The 21271-nt window shown below is 37.9% G+C and carries 25 protein-coding genes and 1 other annotated feature; of the genes, 21 read left to right on the top strand and 4 right to left on the bottom strand.

The window, feature by feature from the left end:
* The first annotated feature begins 34 nt into the window (after window positions 1-34).
* The 7 genes from LS684_RS11985 to LS684_RS11955 all read left to right on the top strand — a co-directional run bounded on the left by LS684_RS11985 (window position 35) and on the right by LS684_RS11955 (window position 6638).
* Window positions 35-1726, top strand: coding sequence for a spore germination protein (locus LS684_RS11985; RefSeq protein ID WP_233806257.1), 1692 nt, complete (start codon window positions 35-37; stop codon window positions 1724-1726).
* Window positions 1723-2904: a Ger(x)C family spore germination protein gene (locus LS684_RS11980; protein ID WP_233806255.1), complete on the top strand. Its 1182-nt coding sequence runs from the start codon at window positions 1723-1725 to the stop codon at window positions 2902-2904. Before LS684_RS11985 ends, LS684_RS11980 begins: the two co-directional genes overlap by 4 nt.
* Window positions 2905-2916: 12 nt before the next feature.
* Window positions 2917-3168 carry a hypothetical protein gene (locus LS684_RS11975; RefSeq protein ID WP_233806253.1) on the top strand — a complete coding sequence of 84 codons (252 nt, stop codon included), beginning with the start codon at window positions 2917-2919 and terminating at the stop codon, window positions 3166-3168.
* 4 nt (window positions 3169-3172) lie between these two features.
* Complete coding sequence (locus LS684_RS11970) at window positions 3173-4303, top strand: GerAB/ArcD/ProY family transporter (protein ID WP_233806251.1); 1131 nt, start codon at window positions 3173-3175, stop codon at window positions 4301-4303.
* Window positions 4304-4764: 461 nt separating this feature from the next.
* Window positions 4765-5364, top strand: coding sequence for a YitT family protein (locus LS684_RS11965; RefSeq protein ID WP_233806249.1), 600 nt, complete (start codon window positions 4765-4767; stop codon window positions 5362-5364).
* Between the two features lie 124 nt (window positions 5365-5488).
* A complete protein-coding gene (locus tag LS684_RS11960) occupies window positions 5489-5887 on the top strand; it encodes a hypothetical protein (protein ID WP_233806247.1) in 399 nt (132 codons plus the stop codon).
* A 121-nt stretch (window positions 5888-6008) separates the two neighbouring features.
* Window positions 6009-6638 (top strand): class I SAM-dependent methyltransferase, encoded by a 630-nt coding sequence (locus LS684_RS11955; protein ID WP_233806245.1) that lies wholly within the window; start codon window positions 6009-6011, stop codon window positions 6636-6638.
* 206 nt (window positions 6639-6844) lie between these two features.
* On the opposite strand, the gene LS684_RS11950 is transcribed toward LS684_RS11955, so the two are convergent.
* On the bottom strand, window positions 6845-6985 hold the full coding sequence (locus tag LS684_RS11950; protein WP_233806243.1) for a hypothetical protein: 141 nt from the start codon (window positions 6983-6985) through the stop codon (window positions 6845-6847).
* A 133-nt stretch (window positions 6986-7118) separates the two neighbouring features.
* On the opposite strand from LS684_RS11950, the gene LS684_RS11945 reads away from it, so the two are divergent.
* The 4 genes from LS684_RS11945 to LS684_RS11930 all read left to right on the top strand — a co-directional run bounded on the left by LS684_RS11945 (window position 7119) and on the right by LS684_RS11930 (window position 10882).
* Window positions 7119-8519, top strand: coding sequence for a protoporphyrinogen oxidase (locus LS684_RS11945; protein WP_233806242.1), 1401 nt, complete (start codon window positions 7119-7121; stop codon window positions 8517-8519).
* 172 nt (window positions 8520-8691) lie between these two features.
* Complete coding sequence (locus LS684_RS11940) at window positions 8692-8970, top strand: YqhV family protein (protein ID WP_233806241.1); 279 nt, start codon at window positions 8692-8694, stop codon at window positions 8968-8970.
* A 104-nt stretch (window positions 8971-9074) separates the two neighbouring features.
* On the top strand, window positions 9075-9392 hold the full coding sequence (locus tag LS684_RS11935; protein WP_233806240.1) for a MerR family transcriptional regulator: 318 nt from the start codon (window positions 9075-9077) through the stop codon (window positions 9390-9392).
* 179 nt (window positions 9393-9571) lie between these two features.
* A complete protein-coding gene (locus tag LS684_RS11930; RefSeq protein ID WP_233806239.1) occupies window positions 9572-10882 on the top strand; it encodes an ammonium transporter in 1311 nt (436 codons plus the stop codon).
* Between the two features lie 63 nt (window positions 10883-10945).
* Here the strand turns inward: LS684_RS11930 and LS684_RS11925 are convergent, their stop codons facing one another.
* Both LS684_RS11925 and LS684_RS11920 read right to left on the bottom strand, forming a co-directional pair.
* Window positions 10946-11251 carry a BC1872 family protein gene (locus LS684_RS11925; protein WP_233806238.1) on the bottom strand — a complete coding sequence of 102 codons (306 nt, stop codon included), beginning with the start codon at window positions 11249-11251 and terminating at the stop codon, window positions 10946-10948.
* A gap of 402 nt (window positions 11252-11653) precedes the next feature.
* Complete coding sequence (locus tag LS684_RS11920) at window positions 11654-11809, bottom strand: hypothetical protein (RefSeq protein WP_233811726.1); 156 nt, start codon at window positions 11807-11809, stop codon at window positions 11654-11656.
* Between the two features lie 227 nt (window positions 11810-12036).
* Between LS684_RS11920 and LS684_RS11915 the strand changes: the two genes are divergently transcribed.
* The 9 genes from LS684_RS11915 to LS684_RS11885 all read left to right on the top strand — a co-directional run bounded on the left by LS684_RS11915 (window position 12037) and on the right by LS684_RS11885 (window position 18406).
* Window positions 12037-12789 carry a DeoR/GlpR family DNA-binding transcription regulator gene (locus LS684_RS11915; RefSeq protein ID WP_233806237.1) on the top strand — a complete coding sequence of 251 codons (753 nt, stop codon included), beginning with the start codon at window positions 12037-12039 and terminating at the stop codon, window positions 12787-12789.
* On the top strand, window positions 12786-13697 hold the full coding sequence (gene pfkB / locus LS684_RS11910; RefSeq protein ID WP_233806235.1) for a 1-phosphofructokinase: 912 nt from the start codon (window positions 12786-12788) through the stop codon (window positions 13695-13697). Before LS684_RS11915 ends, pfkB begins: the two co-directional genes overlap by 4 nt.
* Window positions 13698-13718: 21 nt before the next feature.
* Window positions 13719-15575 carry a PTS fructose transporter subunit IIABC gene (locus LS684_RS11905; protein WP_233806234.1) on the top strand — a complete coding sequence of 619 codons (1857 nt, stop codon included), beginning with the start codon at window positions 13719-13721 and terminating at the stop codon, window positions 15573-15575.
* Window positions 15576-15804: 229 nt separating this feature from the next.
* Window positions 15805-16227: a MarR family winged helix-turn-helix transcriptional regulator gene (locus LS684_RS11900; RefSeq protein WP_233806233.1), complete on the top strand. Its 423-nt coding sequence runs from the start codon at window positions 15805-15807 to the stop codon at window positions 16225-16227.
* Entirely contained in the window at window positions 16206-16547 is a 342-nt protein-coding gene (locus tag LS684_RS11895; protein ID WP_233806232.1) for a DUF3147 family protein, read from the top strand. Before LS684_RS11900 ends, LS684_RS11895 begins: the two co-directional genes overlap by 22 nt.
* A 133-nt stretch (window positions 16548-16680) precedes the next feature.
* Window positions 16681-16782 (top strand): putative holin-like toxin, encoded by a 102-nt coding sequence (locus LS684_RS24300; RefSeq protein WP_432418769.1) that lies wholly within the window; start codon window positions 16681-16683, stop codon window positions 16780-16782.
* Window positions 16783-17118: 336 nt separating this feature from the next.
* Complete coding sequence (locus tag LS684_RS24125) at window positions 17119-17241, top strand: hypothetical protein (protein WP_267930214.1); 123 nt, start codon at window positions 17119-17121, stop codon at window positions 17239-17241.
* Window positions 17242-17323: 82 nt separating this feature from the next.
* Complete coding sequence (locus tag LS684_RS11890; RefSeq protein ID WP_233806231.1) at window positions 17324-18085, top strand: alpha/beta fold hydrolase; 762 nt, start codon at window positions 17324-17326, stop codon at window positions 18083-18085.
* Between the two features lie 57 nt (window positions 18086-18142).
* Window positions 18143-18406 carry a hypothetical protein gene (locus tag LS684_RS11885; RefSeq protein WP_233806230.1) on the top strand — a complete coding sequence of 88 codons (264 nt, stop codon included), beginning with the start codon at window positions 18143-18145 and terminating at the stop codon, window positions 18404-18406.
* Between the two features lie 62 nt (window positions 18407-18468).
* Here LS684_RS11885 and bcbE read toward each other — a convergent pair whose 3' ends face one another.
* Window positions 18469-19728, bottom strand: a complete 1260-nt coding sequence (gene bcbE, locus LS684_RS11880; protein WP_233806229.1) for a bacillibactin exporter BcbE — start codon at window positions 19726-19728, stop codon at window positions 18469-18471.
* Between the two features lie 219 nt (window positions 19729-19947).
* Between bcbE and LS684_RS11875 the strand changes: the two genes are divergently transcribed.
* A complete protein-coding gene (locus LS684_RS11875; protein ID WP_432418768.1) occupies window positions 19948-20598 on the top strand; it encodes an MOSC domain-containing protein in 651 nt (216 codons plus the stop codon).
* Window positions 20599-20866: 268 nt separating this feature from the next.
* Window positions 20867-21136 (top strand) — a binding site (T-box leader).
* Window positions 21137-21271: the final 135 nt, after the last annotated feature.

Raw genomic sequence — 21271 nt, 5'->3', positions numbered from 1 at the left:
TTGAATGTTTAACCTCTAGGGGAGGGTCATAAATATGAAGAAGCTGTCCGATTGGTTAGCAGAGGCTAAACAGAAAAATGAAAAATCGAAAAAGCAACCTTCTGAAAAAAAATCAGATGTTATGCAATCTACCAAAATTACCGAAGCAGACAGTACGCTATTAGATAAACAACTAACAAAAAATACGAAAAGTATTCGTGAGCGTATGGGTGGAAGTGGAGATCTTGTCGTTCGTGAGTTTTCAATTGGTGACACAGGTCGTGAAACGTTAGCGATTGTATATATCGATGGAATGGCAGATGCTACGTTTATTCAGGATGTCATTATGCGAACCTTGATGATTGATGTTAGAAATGTACATATAAATGATGAAATAGGAGAATCACTCCAAACTCATGATTTATTAGCACGGTTTACCATGACTGCCAGTGAATTTAAGAAAATCTATACAATTGAGAATGTCTTAGACACAATAATCGCTGGAGATACTGCTGTCTTAATTGATGGGGAAACAGTTGGATTTTCTTTAGGGTCAAAGGGCTGGGAGAAACGTGGAGTGGATGAGCCTACCTCACAGAATGTCGTTCGTGGACCAAAAGAAGGATTCACTGAAACATTAAGAACCAATACAGCATTAATCAGGAGAAAGATTAAAGATCCTAATCTATGGTTTGAGCAAATGCAAGTAGGTAGACATACAAAAACAGAAGTAACTATTGCATATATTAAGGAGATTGTTAACGAAGATGTTCTGAAAGAAGTGAAGCTTCGCTTAAACAGGATTGATATTGATGCCATTCTCGAAAGCGGATATATTGAAGAAATGATTCAGGATGAAACGTATTCACCTTTTCCTACGATTTATAACACAGAAAGACCTGATAGCGTAGCATCCATGCTTTTAGAGGGAAGAGTGGCTATTTTAGTTGACGGAACGCCATTTGTTCTTGTAGTCCCAGCCCTTTTTGTTCAATTTTTTCAAGCAACCGAGGATTATTATCAGCGTGCAGACATATCAACGTTAATTCGATTATTACGTTTTGTCTCCTTTTTACTGGCTCTATTAGTGCCTGCTTCCTATATTGCAGTTACTACGTTTCATCAAGAAATGCTGCCAACTACATTACTCATAAGCCTAGCAGCTCAACGAGAAGGGGTCCCTTTTCCTGCTTTCATTGAAGCACTATTGATGGAAGTTACCTTTGAAATTCTAAGGGAAGCAGGAATTCGAATGCCGAAAGCGGTAGGTTCAGCCATCTCCATTGTAGGAGCTCTTGTGTTAGGACAAGCTGCTGTTGAAGCTGGGATTGTATCAGCAGCAATGGTTATCGTCGTTTCCCTTACAGCTATTAGTAGTTTTGTTTCACCTGAGTTTAATATGTCAATTTCCGTTCGGATTCTTCGGTTTATGTTCATGATATTAGCTGCATCCTTCGGTTTATTCGGAATTATTCTTGGCTTAATTGTGATGATTACACATTTAGTGAATTTACGTTCATTTGGAATACCGTATATGTCTCCGATGGCTCCATTTATTAAAAAGGATCAAAAAGATGCGCTTATCCGTTTTCCACATTGGGATATGCGGACTAGACCACGTCTGATCAGTCAAGCGAATATGGAAAGGGAAGAAACGAAAGCACCACAGCCAGATGATACGTCAAGAACTGCACAGCAAGATGTAGCGAAGAAAGATTCCAGCCAAAAGGGGTCTGAAAATAAATGAAATTCCTACGGTTTATCATCATATGCTTGTGTTTGTGTTTATTAACAAGTTGTTGGAGTAAGAAAGAGTTGAATGAACTAGCTATTGCGACAGCGATTGGAATCGACAAGCAAGGAGAAGATTATCGGGTTTCAGTGCAGATATTAAACCCTGGAGAAATTGCAGGGTCAAGCCCATCCACGAGAAGTGCTGTATCTACCTTTATTACCGATGGAAGAAGCTTATCTGAAGCTTTTCGTAAAATAACAAAGGATGCACCAAGGCGAATTTATTTATCTCATGTTCGAATTGTTGTATTTGGAGAGGAATTAGCAAGGGATGGGATTACCCAGAGTTTAGATTTTCTTTCGAGAAATTACGAAACTAGAACGGATTTCTATTTAATCGTTGCGAAAAATAATCTAGCAAGTAATATCTTAAAAATTATGTCACCGATCGAAAAAGTTCCAGCAAATAAAATTTACGGTTCAATTGAAGTAGCTGAAAAAACATGGGCTCCTGTAAGAGGCACGCATTTAGATGATTTAATCTCTGAAATCATTAGTGACGGAAATAATCCAGTACTAACTGGAATTGAATACGAGGGAGACTTAGCGATTGGAAACGACCTTGATAATGTAGAGAAAGTATTTTCTCCAAGTTTTTTGACCCTAGATAACCTTGCCTTATTTAAAGGGGATAAATTAATTGATTGGCTATCAACAAATGAGTCAAAGGGCTATAACTATATTAATGATAATGTGGATGCTACCATTGGAGTTATGGATTGTGAAGAAGATAAAGGAAAGATTACCGTTGAAATTGTGAACTCCAAAACGGAAATGAAGGCTACTGTGAAAAATGGAAAGCCGAAAGTGTCTATTCGTGTAACGTCTGAAGGTGAAATTGAAGAGATAAACAAATGTAAGCGTAAGATTACAGATGAAGAAACGATACGATGGATCGAGAAACGATTTAATGAGCAAAAAACAAAAAAAATGGAAATGGCCATCGCAAAAGCGAAGGAACTGAAAAGCGACGTTTTCGGATTTGGTGATTCTGTTAACAGGGCTGATCCAAAGACATGGCAAAAGCTAAAAGAAAACTGGGATGATGAGGTTTTTCCTGAAATAGAAATCGATATCAAAGCAGAATTGACAATTCGCCGCTTAGGTTCAATAACGGATTCTTTTCAATAATAAGGCAGGTAGATGATCTTGGTTATGGCAGTCGCAGTAATTGGAATAGCAGTGCTCATTTCATTGTATGAAATTCCAAAAATGTGGAAAGTGAATATGAAAAGGGAAATTGTTGTGTTTAGCGTCATCTTAGTTGTTTCAACATCTCTTTTCATTTTAGAGGCGTATGAGGTGGAAACTCCAAGCCCTCTACAAGGTGTATTAACACTGTTTAAGCCAGTAGGGACTTGGATAGTGTCCTTGTTTGGAAAGGTAGGTGGTTAATGGAATGGGCAAGCACAAAGAGAAAATAAATGCCAAGCAATTTTCTAATATCGTCACATTATTTACAATTGGTAGTGCAGTTCTTTTTTTACCATCTATATTAACAGGGATTACGAAACAAGACGCGTGGATTTCAGTTATCTTAAGCACGATTATTGCTGTTTGTGTCATTTGGTTTTATAGCAAATTAGCCAATCTGAAACCTCAGTTTACCTTTGTTGAGATGTGCCGGTATGGATTAGGGAATATAGCTGGTACATTTGTTGCAATCATTTTCTTAACTCTCCCATTGTTTTTATGTACCGTTCTTCTATGGGACATAGGAGACTTTATGGTCACACAGATCATACCAGAAACGCCTATACAAGCCATTTTCGCATTATTTACTTTAGCCATTATTTATTCCGTGCGGTCGGGAATTGAATCAATTGGGAGAACGGCAGAGATCTTTATCCCGTGGGTAACAAGCTTATTCTTTATTATGATTATATTTGCTATCCCTTCCATCGAGACGAGAAATATTCTTCCCATCCTATCTAATGGAATAAAACCTGTCTTGCATGGGACCTACCAAATGCTTGTATTCCCCTATTTAGAGCTGAGTTTATTTTTAATGGTTGCTCCACATTTGAACAGGAGCGATCAGTTAACCAAATCCTATATAGGGGGCATGCTAAAGGGGGCGTTTGTCCTTTTTATCATAACAACAGCTTGCTTACTTGTGCTAGGACCAGACTTCACCACAAGAAACCCATACCCTGTATATATATTAGGGAAAAAAGTAAGTATAGGGCAATTTCTACAAAGAATTGAAATATTAATCGCCATTCTTTGGTTTTTAAGTATCTATTTTAAGCTGGCAATTGCTTTCTATTCCTTTGTAATGGGACTAAGCCAAATTTTTCAGCTGAAAGACTATCGAACAATCAGTTTGCCATTTGGAATGCTTGCCATTATATTAACGGTCATCTCCATTCCCAACGCATTATTTTTAGTCGAATTTGATAAATTTGCTTCAGGACCTTTTCTAATGATTACAAGTGTCTTCATTCCCCTCATTCTTTTTACTGCCATTAAAGTAAAGGATAGAAGAGCAAATCAAAAGCAGTCTTCTACCCCGAGTTCATCTGGATAATCCCCTTTTTGTTTGAATTAGGTTCAATAGGGTATTTCTTTTTTAGCGAGCTTCGATGGGAATATGGACTGGAACGTCAAATAGCCAGATCCAAAACAGGGCAATTGGAATGGAGAAGAGAAAGGCAATCAAGGGTCTTTTAGCGAAGAGGCGAAGCATTTTCCCAGTGAAAAGAACATCATTGTAGGTAAATACTTTTCCCAACCCTTCCAGTATCCTTTGATCCACACAGCAACAATAATCCACACTGCAGCAAGTACATGCATTTGATTGACCTACTTTCGGACGAAAACGTAGCCATTTTGTAAAAGCCCATTTAGGGATTATGGGGATGGAACTATAGTGTCATAATCATATGTATCATGCCAATGTGAATGTTTTTTTTATACAAGGTTAAAGACAAGTTCTCATGTTCCTTTGCATATAGTAGGACTAGTCCAACTTTGTGGGAGATGAATGGCATGTTTATTGTAAAAAAAGCTTCCGCCATTCTAATTGGAAGCGTTCTACTGTCTATAGGCATTAATTTTTTTCTCGTTCCTTTCGAAGTCTTAGATGGAGGCATCATTGGTTTAGGATTAATTGTGAAATATTTACTTGGCATTAAAGCAGGTTTGGTCATTATTTTTATGAGTATTCCCATCTTTTTATTAGCATGGTTTTATAATCGGGACTATTTTTTTAATAGCCTTCATGGCATGTTATTTTCATCATTTACCATAGATGTTCTTTTTCCACTACATGATCCGTTTGTGCGAGCCATTCAAATGCCGGCAATTGCAAGCTCAATAATCGGAGGACTATTTATCGGATTGGGAATAGGAATTATGCTAAGGCAGCATACAAGTACTGGAGGTACGGATCTACTAGCTCAATTTGTAGCTAGTCGACTACATGTAAATGTAGGCTTAATTATTTTCCTCATTGATGGGTTGGTAATTTGTCTCGGTGGGCTATTAATTTCTTCAGATACCTTCTTTCTATCGGTTATTACGATTTGTTGCGTAGCTATTGCTACCATTATGTGTACCTGGAATATGACTGAAATAGAGAAGGTATAGATAGAGGGATAGGAATAATATTTGTAAAGGAAGTAATATTTGTCTGCTTTATTTTGAACGAAATAGCACAAATTAAAGATGTTTAGCGATAATGGCTAAGCATTAAAAAAGGGGGCTATCGTTCATGGGTAAAGGAAATAACAAGCTAAAGATATCTTTAGTTACTGGAGCGCTTTCTCTTGGATTACTTTCAGCCTGTGGGGTTGATAATAACCAGTTAGATAACAATATGGATGAAGGAGATTACACTCCTGTCCGATACAATAACAATAACGATGTATTCGATAATGATGATAATCGGAATTACATCCCTGCAAAAGATGTGGATCCAACAGATGTAAGATTTGACCCAGCCAATAACCTTGAAGACCGAAATAACCGAATGAACATGGACGACAACGATAATGAACTCCTCGAGTTCAATACCGATCTAAATGACCGCTATGATGAAAATGGTGGGTTACTCAACATGGATCGATTAGATCGTGATGTAATGGATGATAGAGATGGAAATATGAAATAAATAGAGCGATTGAAAGGCAATGAGGGAGATCCTCATTGCCTTTTCATATACCCTTGACACTCAAACGGTTATTTGAATATTATATAATCAAATGATCGTTTGAATATGGGGGAATAGCTATATGAATAACCATTGGAATCAGATTATTTATAAATGTTGGTCACCTTTCTATGATCAAATTTTTAATTCAGGACCATTTCTGAGAGCAAGGAGAAAAGTTTTTTCTGAAATTCAGTTTACTAAAGGAGATAAAATTTTATTTGTTGGAGTAGGTACGGGTGTTGACCTACTGTTAGTGCCACATGAGAAATTAGACATTACTGCAATAGATTATTCTCAAGACATGCTTACAAAGGCAGTGGAAAAATTCCCGAATACCGATACAATACAGTTTTTACGTATGGATGCTCAATCAATTAGCTTTCCTGATGAGACGTATGATTATGTAATTGCAAGCCTCATTTTATCTGTCGTACCTAATTATCAGGAAGCGTATAAAGAAATGATAAGGGTCACAAAGGCAAATGGAAAAATAATCATTTTTGATAAATTTATCCGAAAAGGACAAACGGTATCGATTATCCAAAAAATAATGAAACCAATTGTCAAAGTGTTGGGTACTGATATTGGTATTCCGTTTGAAGAATTCGAAAGAACAGATGTTGAAAAGATTAAAGATGAGGAGCTCTTATTTAACGGAATGTATAGGGGAATTCATCTTCAGAAGCTAAAGAGTTCGGATAGGGGTTAGATGGTTGGGAGTAACAATATTTCCAAGAAAGCAGAAGAGAAGCCTAAGGAGAATGTTTTACTTCACTAGAAGAAACTTCTTTTCAGTGCATGAACAAAAGATTGTAAGCTCCTCAGGCTTTTATTCCTACCCTATTGAGAAGGTGTCTTGAAAACTTCATTACACATGCTCAAGTACTATTTGGATACTGGGTTTTATCCCTGTGGTTAATATTCGATTGAATCATAGTCCTTTGGTTGAGGGGAAGGCTTTTGGTTTTTGAAATCTTTATCATTCGTTACTTCGTCTGTGATATCTACAAAAGCTTTTGTTTTTCCAAACGATTTATCTTGTTTACTTTGATTCATTTCCTCAATCCTTTCATTGTTGATCTACATTAGTATGTCCCACATATAGTTGGATATGTTTGAAGACAGAGCATTTTCATACTAGAATAGAGAGGGGATTTCTATAATAGGATATTGTACAGGAGGAAATCAATTGAAAAAGGTTGTTGTCATTGGCGGAGGGATAACAGGTCTTACCGCCATGTTCGAATTACAGAAAAAAATGACAGAGCATCATTTAGACCTTGAGCTTGTGTTAATTGAAAAGAACCATGAACTAGGAGGGAAAATACGAACCATCCATTCAGCAGAATACATTATGGAGTCTGGTGCCGACTCAATTGTAGCTCGCCATGAAAGTGTTATACCATTAATTGAAGAGCTTGGATTAACAGAAGAGGTTGTCTATAATGCAACAGGTATATCATACATATATACGAATAATGAGTTACACCCGATTCCGAAAGATTCAATTTTTGGGATTCCAGCAAGTATCGAGTCGTTAAATAGGAGTACATTAGTTTCGGAAAAGGGAAAAAAGGAAGCGTTAAAGGATTTTCACACTCAGAATGAACACTTTACAAAAGACAGTTCAATTGGAGCGTTTTTAGAAGCTTTTTTAGGAAAAGAGCTTGTTGAAAAGCAGATTGCACCTGTACTGTCTGGAGTTTATTCCGGGGCATTATCCGATTTGACTTTAAGAACAACGCTCCCTTATCTTCTAGATTACAAAAATGAATATGGCAGTATCATGAAGGGGCTTGAAGCAAACAAAGAAAGCTTTCAAGCGGGCTCTAATAAACGTTTCCTTTCCTTTCAAAACGGTTTATCTACCATTATCAATCGGTTAGAAGAATCACTTGTAAATGCAACGATTTTTAAAGGAAAAGGAACGAAACAGATTGTGAAAAGTGGCCAGCAATATCAAGTCATTCTTGAAGATGAGGAAACAATAAACGCAGATTATGTCATCCTGACTACTCCTCACCAAATTTCACAATCGATTTTAGGTGAAGACGCATTGAATCCCATATTTGATCAATTTACAAATTCTTCTCTAACAACAATCTATCTTGGCTTTGATATACCTGATAGTACCCTTCCAGCTGATGGAACCGGTTTTATCGATACGAATACAAGTGATTTAGTTTGTGATGCATGTACATGGACAAGTAGAAAATGGACACATACATCGAAAAAACACCGGTTATTAGTGAGGTTATTCTATAAAAGCTCAAATCCTTCTTATAACAAGTTAGAACAAATGTCAGAAGAAGAACTTACGAAGGTGGCATTAGTTGATATTGAAAAAAGCTTAGGAATAACTGGCGAGCCGACGGCTACAGTCGTTACAAAATGGAATGAACAAATGCCGAATTATCATATCGATCATGGCAAAGCTGTAGCGACCTTGAAAGAACAAATGAAGGAAACTTTCCCAAATATCATTTTAACCGGAGCTTCTTTTTCAGGTGTAGGCATCGGTGCGTGTATGGAAAATGGAAGAGATTCGGCTAGGCATATTATCGCAGATTTTTTATCGGAGTGTAAATAAAGCTTAAGGTAAAATTAGGATTCGAATGAGTTATCGTTCAATATGTATCGGTTGTGCAAGAAGAGGACTTAATCGTAAATGATTGAGTCCTTTTTTTGAAGACAAAACATGTCCTTTTTATTCGATATCCTTCATAAGTTATGAATAGAGAATGGAATGAGGAGGCATCGGTATGTTCTTTCAATACTTGGATAAAACGATTGTTGGGATGGCTTTGTTAAGATTATTATCGGGAAGCATTGAGATATTTGTTGCATATTTATTTATTAAATATAACAACGTCGAAAAAGCGCTAATTATTAATAGTACGCTTTCTATTATTGGTCCGATTATTTTTATTTCTACAACAACCCTTGGTTTAGTTGGTGTGGCTAATAGTGTTTCTTTTGAGAAGATTATGTGGATTATGATTGGAGTGGGGTTTATTCTTTATGGGGTGAAGAGCGGGTAACCGAGCTTAGCTGTCAACTTGTATGTTAGAAAATCTGACAAAGATAAAACGAATCTTACCATTTTATAGTATAATAATAGAAAGACCAAAAAGGAGGGGAGTAGATGCCACCAGCTGATCACTCCTACTTAACAAAAAAAGTTATTTCAATCGGAATTGTTAGTGAATTAACAGGCCTAAGTGAAAGGCAAATAAGGTATTATGAGGAAAGAAAATTAATTTTCCCTGATCGAACGGGTAAAGGGACAAGGAAATATTCCTTTACAGATGTTGAAACCCTTGTTCATATAGCGAATCAAATGGAAGAAGGAGTCCAAACAACAGAATTAAGAAGAGAGTTAAAGAGGCAGAAGAGCCAAGAAGAAGTGAAGCGAAACATGCTGAGAGGGCAAATCAATGCCCAATTTCATAAAAGACATTAGAAGGGAAGCTGACCGTCACCTGAGCTTCTCTTTTTTATGTGTAATGATCCCTTGAACAGTATGGTAGTAGATCACGATCGATTTAAAAACGATGTTAGAAAACCTTACACGTTCGTTGAATCTGAATTTTCAGAATGTATAATAAAACTTACATAAAGTAATCGTAAAGGAGAGATATCATGGATTCGATATTTTTAATGAATAATGTGTGGATTGTGTTAAGTGCCATTCTGGTCTTATTGATGCAAGGTGGGTTTATTTTATTAGAAGCAGGCTCGACAAGAATGAAAAATGCAGGTCATATTGCAGGAAAAACGATTTTTACGGTTGGAGTAGCATCTCTTGTGTTTTGGGCTGTCGGATATGGATTTATTTATGGAGAAGGAAACAGCTTCATCGGGCTTAGTCAATTTTTCTTCGGAGATTATACAACAATGGGTGATGGTTTAGCCGGATCTGTAGATTTCTTATTTCAACTTGCATTTGCAGCAATTGCATTAACGATCGCTTTTGGAGGGTTTGCCGAACGTGCGAAATTAACAGCATATGTCGTATTTGCCATCCTATTTTCATCTGTCATCTATCCTATCGTTGCTCATTGGATTTGGGGTGGAGGCTGGCTTGCAGATCACGGAAAACAGGATTTTGCTGGCTCGACAGTTGTTCACTTAACTGGGGCAATGGCTGCACTTGCGGCAACAATGATATTAAAGCCACGTATTGGAAAATACAATCCGGATGGCTCTACGAATGAATTATCTGGTCATAACCAAGTTTTTTCTTCATTAGGTGTGTTAATCCTTTGGGTTGGCTGGTTTGGCTTTAACGCGGGAAGTACATTTGGAGTTGATGGGGTCTTCTTCGGATATGTTGCTCTAAATACTCAATTAGCTGCTGCTGCAGGTACGGTTGTAGCGATGTTTATCGCATGGGTTGCGACAGGAAAAGCAGACATTACAACGACATTAAACGGAGCACTAGCAGGGCTTGTTGCCATAACAGCTTCATGTGCATTTGTTGAACCTTGGGCTGCTGTTATCATCGGATTGGTTGCAGGAATACTCGTTTTCTATAGTATGCGTTTCTTTGAAAAGGCGAAAATTGATGATCCGATTTTTGCTCTTTCCGTTCATGGAGTTGCAGGCGTATGGGGAACACTGTCGACTGGAATCTTTGCTACTCCTGAACTAGCAGCCATGAATACAGGATTACCAGGACTACTTTACGGAGGGGGCTTAACACAATTAGGAGTTCAAGCTCTGGGAGTCGTAAGCTGCGGAGTCTTTGCATTTGCCGCTTCATATCTCATTCTTTCTAGTATGAAAAAAATTATGGGAAGCATTCGGGTAACAGAGGAAGAGGAAATGATTGGGCTGGATGTGAGTGAGCATGGAACATATGGCTACGCAGAGTACGTTCCGAATAAGCCGGATCATCCAATTGACAAGATGGAAGAGTTGCTTACAAGCTCTAGAAGCTTAAAGGCATAAGAAAGTAATTGGCTCTATAGGATGGACTCATCGCGAATCTATAGAGCCTATGTTTACATTAATCTAGAACCATTCGTCATCTATTGAACGATTATCTGCGAGACAATAAGCTGCATTTGTAATGGCTTGTGCCAAGTGATCACCTGTTGCGCAAACTTCATTAAAACAAACTTCATTCTTGTTTGTAGCAGTATATTTAAAACCAAATTTCTCTAGTCTTTTCACAATTCGCATCGCATGATCGAGATTATCTTCTGGTTGGAAATCTTGTACATAGATAAATTCGTTCGTCTCCACATCGTACCATTTATCCCAGTTGTTTAACTTCCAACCAAATATTCTTCGAGCGATAATTTCTACTTTATTCATTTGTATAACTTCCTTTCAACAATAAATTTAAGAGAGTGCTTATGGGCATTAAGTGAATCTGTAGAAGAAGTGGTGAGGGATATGCAAGAAGCAGTTGTTGAATATGTTCATTTTACTATAAAAACCTTACTCAAACACGGGACTTTGTCGTCCTTTTTTATGTAAATATGCTGTGGAGTCGCATTTATTCATGCTACTCATAAAAAAATCCACTTCAATTCTATGAAGTGGAAAAAGAAAAGAGACCAAGAATTAAGAACGAACTTACAATTTATAGCAATATATAGTGTCGTGGTTCTTCATCAGCATCTATATATTGATTTGATTCTATCATATCTTCATATCCTTCGCAAACAATTTAATAGCAAAAAAATAGAATGTTCGATGCCTCTATCTGACATTCTATTTTTTGTTTTTCTGACGTCCGCTTTTTTTCTGACTTTGACCTTGGTCATTTCCGAGTTGAAATTCAGAACCCAATTCAACTTCGTTACGCTCCGCACGATTCCTGAGCTGCTTACCTGACTGTTCTTGATTAAGTTTGCCTTGTTTTGACAAGAGTATCACCCCCTTCTAATTGGATTTTCCTTACTATTCTTCCCTTTTTCCTCGTTGATATGTAATGGGAATTTCATCAGTATTGATTGAAACCGTTCAATTTCATCCAAATAATGAACGGAAATAAATGATTTTGATTGATTTTGAAAGAAAATGATTGTTTTTTGAAAACGATTGCAGTAGAATGAAATCAATCAAAATATTTAGCGAAACGAGGAGGTGGTTTTTTGCTAACACCAGAGCGCCATCGTTTGATTCTACAATTACTAAAAGAAAGAAATATAGTGAAAATACAGGAACTTGTGGACGTAACCAATACCTCGGAGTCAACGATACGACGAGATTTAACCCAGCTCGAGGAAGGGAAATTTTTAAAGCGGGTTCACGGTGGGGCCGCCAGATTACAAGGGAAGCTTCAAGAACCGAGTATGGATGAGAAATCATCCAAAAACCTTCAAGAAAAAAGGAAAATCGCGCAATATGCTGCAAGTTTGATCGAGGAAGGCGATTGTATCTACTTAGATGCAGGTTCGTCCGTTCTTGAGTTAATTGAGTTTTTACCAAAGAAGAACATCGTAGTCGTTACCAACGGACTAATGCACCTGAAGCCATTATTAGATAGAAAGATTGAAACCTACTTGGTTGGAGGGTACGCTAAGCCGAAAACAAACGCTATCATTGGTCGTGGAGCGATGCTTAGCCTAGAAAACTATCGATTTGATAAGTGTTTTATGGGGGTCAATGGAATCCATCACGAATTCGGTTACACGACACCCGATCAAGAAGAAGCAATGATCAAGCACCTAGCGATTTCCTTATCGAGAGAAGCATTCGTTTTAGCCGATGAGACGAAGTTCTCAGAAATCGCCTTTGCGAAAATTGCAGATTTAAACAAAGCAACGATCATTACAAGTGGATTAGATAAGGAAACAGAAAACCTATATTTCAGTAAAACATCTATAAAGGTCGTGACAACATGATATATACATTGACTTTAAACCCTTCAGTAGATTATATAGTGGAGCTAAATGAAGTTCAATTAGGTGGGTTAAACCGAATGAACCGTGATACAAAATTCCCAGGTGGAAAAGGAATTAATGTGTCTAGAGTGCTGAAACAGTTTGAGGTAGAGAGCACCGCTACAGGTTATCTTGGAGGGTTCACAGGTAGATACATTGAAGAATATCTACAGCTAGAACAGATTAAAACAGACTTCATCCATGTAGAAGAAGATACTCGAATTAATATTAAGCTGAAAGCACAGGTGGAAACGGAAATTAATGCAAGTGGACCGCAAATTACGGACGAGAGCTTCCAGAACTTACTTAAAAAGATTCATGCCTTCACGAAAGATGATCTCCTCGTGCTTGCAGGTAGTATTCCTCGTACCATGCCAAACGCAACGTATGAAGAAATCGTCAAGGTCTGTCAAAAAAATGGAACCGCTTTTGTTGTCGATGCAGAAGGTGAACTGCTGCAAAATGTACTCCCATATCAGCCTTTATTAATTAAGCCTAATCACCATGAGCTAGGTGAATTATTTGATACAACCATTTCAACTGTAGAGGAAGCCATCCCGTATGGAAAGCAGCTACTTGAGATGGGCGCGGAAAACATAATCGTTTCATTAGCAGAAAAGGGAGCCATCTTCATGAATAAGGAACTCACCTTTATTGCAAATGTTCCCAAAGGGGATGTGAAAAGCTCAGTAGGGGCTGGGGATTCGATGGTTGCAGGCTTTGTAGCCAAACTGCAAAAGACAGGTGATGTGGAAGCGGCCTTTCGATACAGTGTGGCAGCTGGAAGTGCGACAGCCTTTTCCCTAGGATTATGTACGAAAGAAAAAGTGACGAAGCTTGTTCAACAGATTGTTATTAGAAAAATATAATCGAATAAAGGAGAGAGAGAAATGAGAATTACTGAATTGCTAACAAGAGACACCATAAACCTCTCAATTACTAGTAAAAATAAAATACATGCAATTGAAAATCTAGTTGATACGCTAGACTCTGCTGGCAAATTAAATGATCGACATACCTTTAAGGAGGCAATATTAAAGCGAGAAGAACAAAGCACGACTGGAATTGGGGAAGGAGTAGCGATTCCACATGCAAAAACGAAAGCAGTAAAGGAAGCTTCAATTGCTTTTGGGAGATCAACTGAAGGAGTAGACTATCAATCATTAGATGGCCAGCCAGCCCATTTGTTTTTTATGATTGCAGCACCAGAAGGAGCAAATAATACTCATCTAGAAGCTCTATCTCGTTTATCTTCTATTTTAATGAATGAGGAAGCAAGAGCGAAGTTGTTAAAGGCACCTACAAAAGATGCTGTACTAAATATTATTAATAGTTTTGATAAAGAGGAAGAAGCAGAAGAGCAATCCATGATTGGAAAAAATCAATTTATTGTTGCTGTTACAGCTTGTCCAACGGGGATTGCTCATACGTATATGGCAGCGGACGCATTAAAAGCAAAAGCAGCAGAGCTTGGAATAGATATTAAGGTTGAAACGAACGGTTCAAGTGGAGCTAAAAATGTATTAACTATAAGCGAAATTGAAAACGCTGTTGCAGTTATTGTGGCTGCTGATACAAGTGTCCAAATGAATCGCTTTAAAGGGAAGCATGTGATTGAGACGGCAGTAGCAGAGGGCATTCGCAAACCACAAGAGTTGATTGAACGGGCATTAAAGCAAGATGCTCCTATTTACAATTGTGACCAGAAGCAATCAGAAGAAAAGAAAGAGCAACGAACAGGTATTTATAAGCACTTAATGAATGGAGTTTCAAATATGCTTCCGTTCGTTGTTGGTGGAGGTATCTTGATTGCGATTTCCTTTATGTTCGGTTATAACGCTTTTGACCCAAAAGATCCATCCTACCATCCAATTGCTGAAGCCTTAATGACCATTGGAGGAGGAAATGCATTTGGTTTAATCGTTCCTATTTTAGCGGCGTTTATTGCGATGAGTATTGCAGACCGTCCTGGATTTGCTCCTGGAGCAGTTGGGGGAATGATGGCTGCAAGTGGGGGAGCAGGTTTCTTAGGGGGAATTATTGCCGGTTTCCTTGCCGGTTATTTAGTAGTTGGCTTGAAGAAGGCGTTTGCCAACCTACCACGTTCTTTAGAAGGAATTAAAACGATATTAATATATCCACTTCTTGGAATCGCATTAACAGGCTTTGCTATGCTATATGTTGTAAATCAACCAGTTGGAGCTATTAATACAGCAATTACTGAATGGCTTACAGGTCTTGGAACAGGAAATGCCGTTGTGCTTGGAGCTGTTCTTGGTATGATGATGGCGTTTGATATGGGAGGCCCAGTCAACAAAGCAGCGTATGTTTTCGGAACTGGATTACTAGCAAGTGGAGTGTATGAGCCGATGGCTGCTATTATGGCGGCTGGTATGGTTCCACCGCTTGGAATTGCGCTGGCAACTACGCTATTTAAAAATAAATTTACAGTTCAAGAGCGAGATGCAGGGAAAACGAATTACATTATGGGGTTCTCCTTTATAACTGAAGGGGCAATTCCTTTTGCAGCAGCAGATCCGATTCGCGTCATTCCATCTGTAATGGCAGGGGCAGCTGTAACGGGAGCTCTATCCATGATGTTTGAAATTGGCTTAAGAGCTCCTCATGGTGGAATCTTTGTCGTCTGGTTAGTTGAAGGCGGATGGTTTATGTATCTAGTATCTATTCTAGCTGGAGCTATGATATCCGCATTATTCATTGGATTTCTTAAAAAACCAGTCAAATAAGGATTACAGAAAATAGATGCTGCCTACGGGTGGCTTCTTTTTTTGTAGTATATGAGCTTCCATTGCTCTCAAGACGAATTTACCAAGGATTTCTCCTCTCTCTTTCCTTTTCAGAGGCACGATTTTAATAAAAGGGCATGAACACAAATTCCTTGAATTTTGCAAGAAGGTATAATAATATCGTTAGTAACGATTATATCGTAAATTAAGATATTATGAGGTGGAAGTCTTGAATATAGAGCAATTAAACGAATGTTTTACAGACATATACTATTATTTGCATGAAGAGCATCATGAGAAAATTACTCATCAGGCTGTTCGAATTTTACAGCAAGTGCTAAAGGAAGACGAGGTCTCAGTGAAAGATGTTGCAGTCAGAAATGGAATATCTCATAATACGGCATCAGAACATGTTAAACGTTTGCTCGTAAAGGGATTGCTACTTAAGAAAAGAAAGCCAACAGACGAAAGAGCGATAATACTATATTTGACCCCAAAAGGAATAGAGGTATTAAAGAGCAATACAGAACTAGCGGGAGAGAAATTGGAACGAGTATTAGTTGGTCTGTCATCTGAAGAAAGAAATCTGATTGAACAGAGTTTCCACCTTCTCGCTAGGGAGGCAAAAATATGTTTTTCTTCGCAAAAATAATGATCAGTGCCCTTATCATTGCCGGTGTGACAGAATTAGCTAAAGCTTTTCCATCTATCGGTGGAATGATCGCTGCTCTGCCGTTAGTTAGTTTGCTTAGTTTAACATGGCTATTTGTTCATGGGGCAGATGGATTCGAATTAAGTAAATTTGCTTTTGGAGTGACGAAAGGGCTGCCTGCAACGATTTGTATGCTTCTCGTTATTGCCATCTCCTTAAAAATCGTTCCATTCTATGTTTCGCTTATTTTAGGCGTTGTCGGGTGGGGTCTCTTTCTATTTGTGCAAAGAATGATTGGTGCATATTTCTCTTTATCCTAATTCAGAAATCTAACCAAAAATTAGGCTATAGGAAGTGTTTTTGAAAAATCCGAACAAACGTTCTGTTATTCCCTAGTAATCAATGCTATACTTTAGTAGTCAATAGTTTTTCTAGGGTGGTCGGCTAGCCCCAATGAAGGGGGGTGATGCTTTGACAATATTTGAGACAATGATGGTGATGATCTCATTTGCGACATTGATAATTGCTGTCTTGAATTTTCATCAAAAAAAATAGACCTCCCTTGACTGTCTGAATAAGGGGAGGTCTATTTGTACGCTTTACTTGTGTATGAAATGCCGACCACACGGGCGACTATTGTATAACCGTAGATGCGGCAACATCTGCGGTTATTTTAGTATATGCTTCTATCTTGATATTTTAGCATACCTTTTCATGTTATCCTATCATTTTCTACTTCCATCCTTTATTTGTGCATGAAAAAGGTGAGATTGCTTAAATTAATATTGTCTGTCATTAGATCAGGCTATTTTCGATAAAATGTTGTTTTCCATCAAGTAAGATTCCTTTTTTAAAATGAAAACAACCTTTGAATAATAAGGGGGGTGCAGCATGACAAAGCGTAACCGCAAAACCAAGTCAGGGCTAAAAAGTGCGAAAAGCTTGGAAAGCATGGAATTCTCGAGAGCACTTACAACCTCAGAGAAAAAAGCTGAAAAATCTAGACCCAATTAACCAACAAAGATAGGGCATGTAATCAATGCTCTATTTTTATATCCTGATTTAAAAGATTCATTCGGAGGAAGGAGTTTTCAGCTTGCCGAACATTCAATTGGGTGAGATTAATTACTTTTATGAGGATTATGGAAATGGGACACCAATTATTTTTATTCATCCACCGGCAATGGGAAGAAAAGTATTTTATTACCAAAAGGAATTGTCTCAAAATGCACGAGTGATTTTCCCAGACTTATCAGGGCATGGAGATACGCATGGTGTGTATGAAGAAGTCAGTATTTCCACATACGCACTAGAGATTCAAGCAATCATGGATGGGTTACACATTGACAAGGCTTTTCTGTGTGGGTATTCAGCTGGAAGTGCAATTGCTCAGGAATTTGCGCTAAATTATCCAGATCGAACGTTAGGTATCATATTAACGGGTGGGTATCCTGCAGTCGAATCGCTCGCATTTAAATACGAACACCTTATTGGTATGTATTTGGTTAAGCATTTTCCAGGGGTGTTGAGAAAAATCATATCGTCTAGTCACACTGAGGAAGCATGGCTTCGGAATGTAATCTTTCATCATATGGAAAAAGCAAATCGAAGGTCTTGGTTTCAATTTTATCAAAGCTCTCTTAATTTTTCTTGTGTGAATAGACTCCATCGGTTACATACACCTTTGCTATTAATTTACGGTTCGAAAGATTGGGTAAACCAACATTTACGAACCTATCGACGCTACACCGAGTTTCAATTAACCTGTATTCAAAACGTATCTCATCAAATTCCAACAAAAAAATGGAAATTATATAATCAAGCCATCCTCGGTTTTGTCCAGACTCAACAAATCTAAAAACACATCGTAATTTGCTGATGCTGAGTCAATTTTTTATAGTGGAAGAAAAAAGAGATGCTGGCTTCTGTTGAAATGGTCCTACCAATGATAAGAGAAAGCATGGTTATGATGATTCCAGGATCACCCAGGGCGTGGGAACGGTATACCCATCGCAGAGGAGGAGAAGTAGGTGGATATCCTCAATCACAGGCATTTTCTATGTTTCGAAGTATTTCACATCGTTCAGGATTACTTCACTTTTGGCTGTGTGGAGATGGTGTGTTTCCAGGCGCTGGTACAATTGGGGAATCGGTGAGCGTTTTCACGTGTATCGCTTGATTACAGGAAAACATATCCCTTAAATAGGTTAGCCAATGTCTCTATACTCTCCGCGACATTGGCTATTTTGATGAGTCCTTTTCAGGCTTTATGGCGAAAAAAGCAAGTATTGCAGCGATGAGACTTAAGCCGGAGAGAAGATAAAATATCATGTTTTCGTTATGTTTCATCAATATAGCAATAACAGGAGGACCAGCTGCAACCCCGATAAATCGCATGGAGCTATAAATCGAAGTGATCGTCCCTCTTTCTTCCTTTTCAATCCCTTCTGTGATTAAGGCATCTAAACAAGGAAGCCCGGCACCGATGCCAATTCCACTTAAAAAAAAGACTGCTATCATAAACCAAAGCTCTTTCGAGAAACTTAGTGCAAATATAGAACCTGCAAGTAATACGATGCCAATAAAGGTAATTCGTTTCATTAAAATTTTGTCTTTTTTTATTTTTTTACCTGTCGTGAAAGATGCGAGACAAAGAGCTCCGAGAGGGACGGCAAGTAGAAAACCTTTCTTTATATTTTTTATATCATAGCTTTTTTCTAGTATATCTGAAAGATAAAATAGGACTCCAAACAGAATAAACATAAGGATAACACCTATTGTAAAAACTGCGTACAGCCATTTTCCATTGTCTTTAAAGATTTTTTTTATATTGACAAAAAATTGTTTAAAAGGGATAGGTTCATCCCTGCTTTTTGGTGTTTTAACGAGATAAAACATAAGGACAATGGAAATCGCACAGAAAACTGGAAAGGCGAAAAAAGGCAAGAACCATATTATTCCTGCTAAAAAAGCCCCTAAAATAGGACTTAATACTTTACCAAATGTATTTGAAGTTTCAATGATACCTAAAGTGCTGCTCACTTCATCCTCACTTTTAAACATGTCACCTACTAACGGAAGGACAATAGGCGCTGCTCCAGCTGCCCCTACTCCTTGAAGAGATCTTCCTAAGAGAATGAGCCAATAGGCATCTGATAATTTCCATGAGGCCCAGCCGGAAATAAGTCCGCCAATGCCTGCAATGATTAGACTCGGAATAATGACCTTTTTTCTGCCGATATGGTCCGATAAATAGCCTGCAATAGGAATTAAGATAATGGCTACAAGTGAATATACTGTAATAATCATGCTCGATTGAAAGGAGGTAATATTTAATGTCTTCTCCATAGCAGGTAGTACAGGGATAAGCATGGAGTTTCCTAATGTCATGACAAGGGGGATGGAGGAAATAGACAGAATCGCCCATTTTTGGTTGTGACTTGTTTTACCTACCTTATTTTTGGCTGAACGCTTTGAAAAAATTTTTTCAATATGCTCCATTAAAAAGACCGCCTTTGCAAAAACATTCTAACGTTAATATGGTCATAATTAAAGAAAACTTGAATGTTTTTTTATGGAAAAATCATGCTTGGTTATTGCTGAATTGAATGATAAAACACTCGACAAGAACAGGTTGAAAGGAAGGATAGGCAAATAAAACTTGGTAAGAGTAGAAAATAAAGGTAAAATAAGGACAATGACTTGTATGTTGAGGTGATTATGTTGAAGGGGAGTATCGTAGCATTAAGTGTTGGAAAGCCTAAAACCTTTCACTGGAAAGGTAAAGAAGAACTTTCAGGTATTGGCAAACATCGAGTACAATCGGTAAGACTTGATAAGGAACGGTTCGAGGGAGATGATGTAGCTAACCCTGAATTTCATGGTGGAGCTGAAAGAGCGGTTTGTCTGTATCCATTTGAACATTATGCTCTTTGGGAGAGGGAGTTTAATCAACCCCTAACTATTCCTGCATTTGGTGAGAACATTTGTATGACAGGGATGCTAGAAAAGGATGTCTATATTGGAGATATCCTATCTGTTGGTAGTGCAATTTTGCAAGTGACACAAGGGAGGGTACCTTGTTCGACGATTTCAAAGTTTAATGAAATCGATCCGCTACTAGCAAGAATCGTTGAAACAGGCTATACGGGTTATTTTTGCAAAGTGTTACAGGAAGGAATCCTATCTGATACAGATGAAATCACATTAATTGAACGGATTCAAGACCAAGTTTCCATCCTCTATGCAAACGAAATTATGTTCCATGATCGCAAAAATCAAGCTGGGATTGAATCGATACTGAACGTAGAAGAGTTAGCAGTTGATTGGCGAGATAAGCTAACAAAACGCTTAAACCAATTAACTAATTAACATTCCACTTGTTCATTTTGAAACGGATTCTAAATGAAAGTGAAAATTTTAAAAGTCGTAGTACTAATAGGTTGTTCACTACCGGGTGAAATCTCACCTGTGGAGAATAGAGATGCTCACTCACACTCCGCGGCAAGCGAGATTTTTAAGCTGAAAACTGCTCATGTTTTTCAAAAGCAACCATACGAAATGATCCTAAAAGAATAAAAATTTGAGATAAACCTATTGACATTTATTAAAAACCTTACTAATATAATAAACAATATATGGCAAGGTGATGACGAAGAGTAGTAGCTTAACCAGAAACCTCAGAGAGCTGATGGGTGGTGCAAATCAGTGTGGATGTTTAAGTGAATGGACTTCCGAGCTTCCAAACCGAACCTTTTTACGAAGAAGTAGGCTTTGGCGAATTGTCTCATCGTTACAAGAGACGGATATTTTATGCAGTTATTGTTGCTGCAGAGATGTCTGTTTAAGTGAGCTAATTTTATAAAGATTAGCTAATAAAGGTGGTACCACGGGTTTCCTCGTCCTTTTTGGAGAGGAGCCCTTTTTGTTTTTCTCAAAAAAGCTATTTTCTTAAAGATTGCTATGTTCGATCAGGCAAGCTCATCCTCTATCCGAAGGCTAGCCGTTTGGAGCGGAAGGATAACTGTTATAACTAACAGACTAA

The sequence above is a fragment of the Cytobacillus spongiae genome (assembly GCF_021390075.1).
This window is presented reverse-complemented; position numbering and strand designations above follow the sequence as displayed.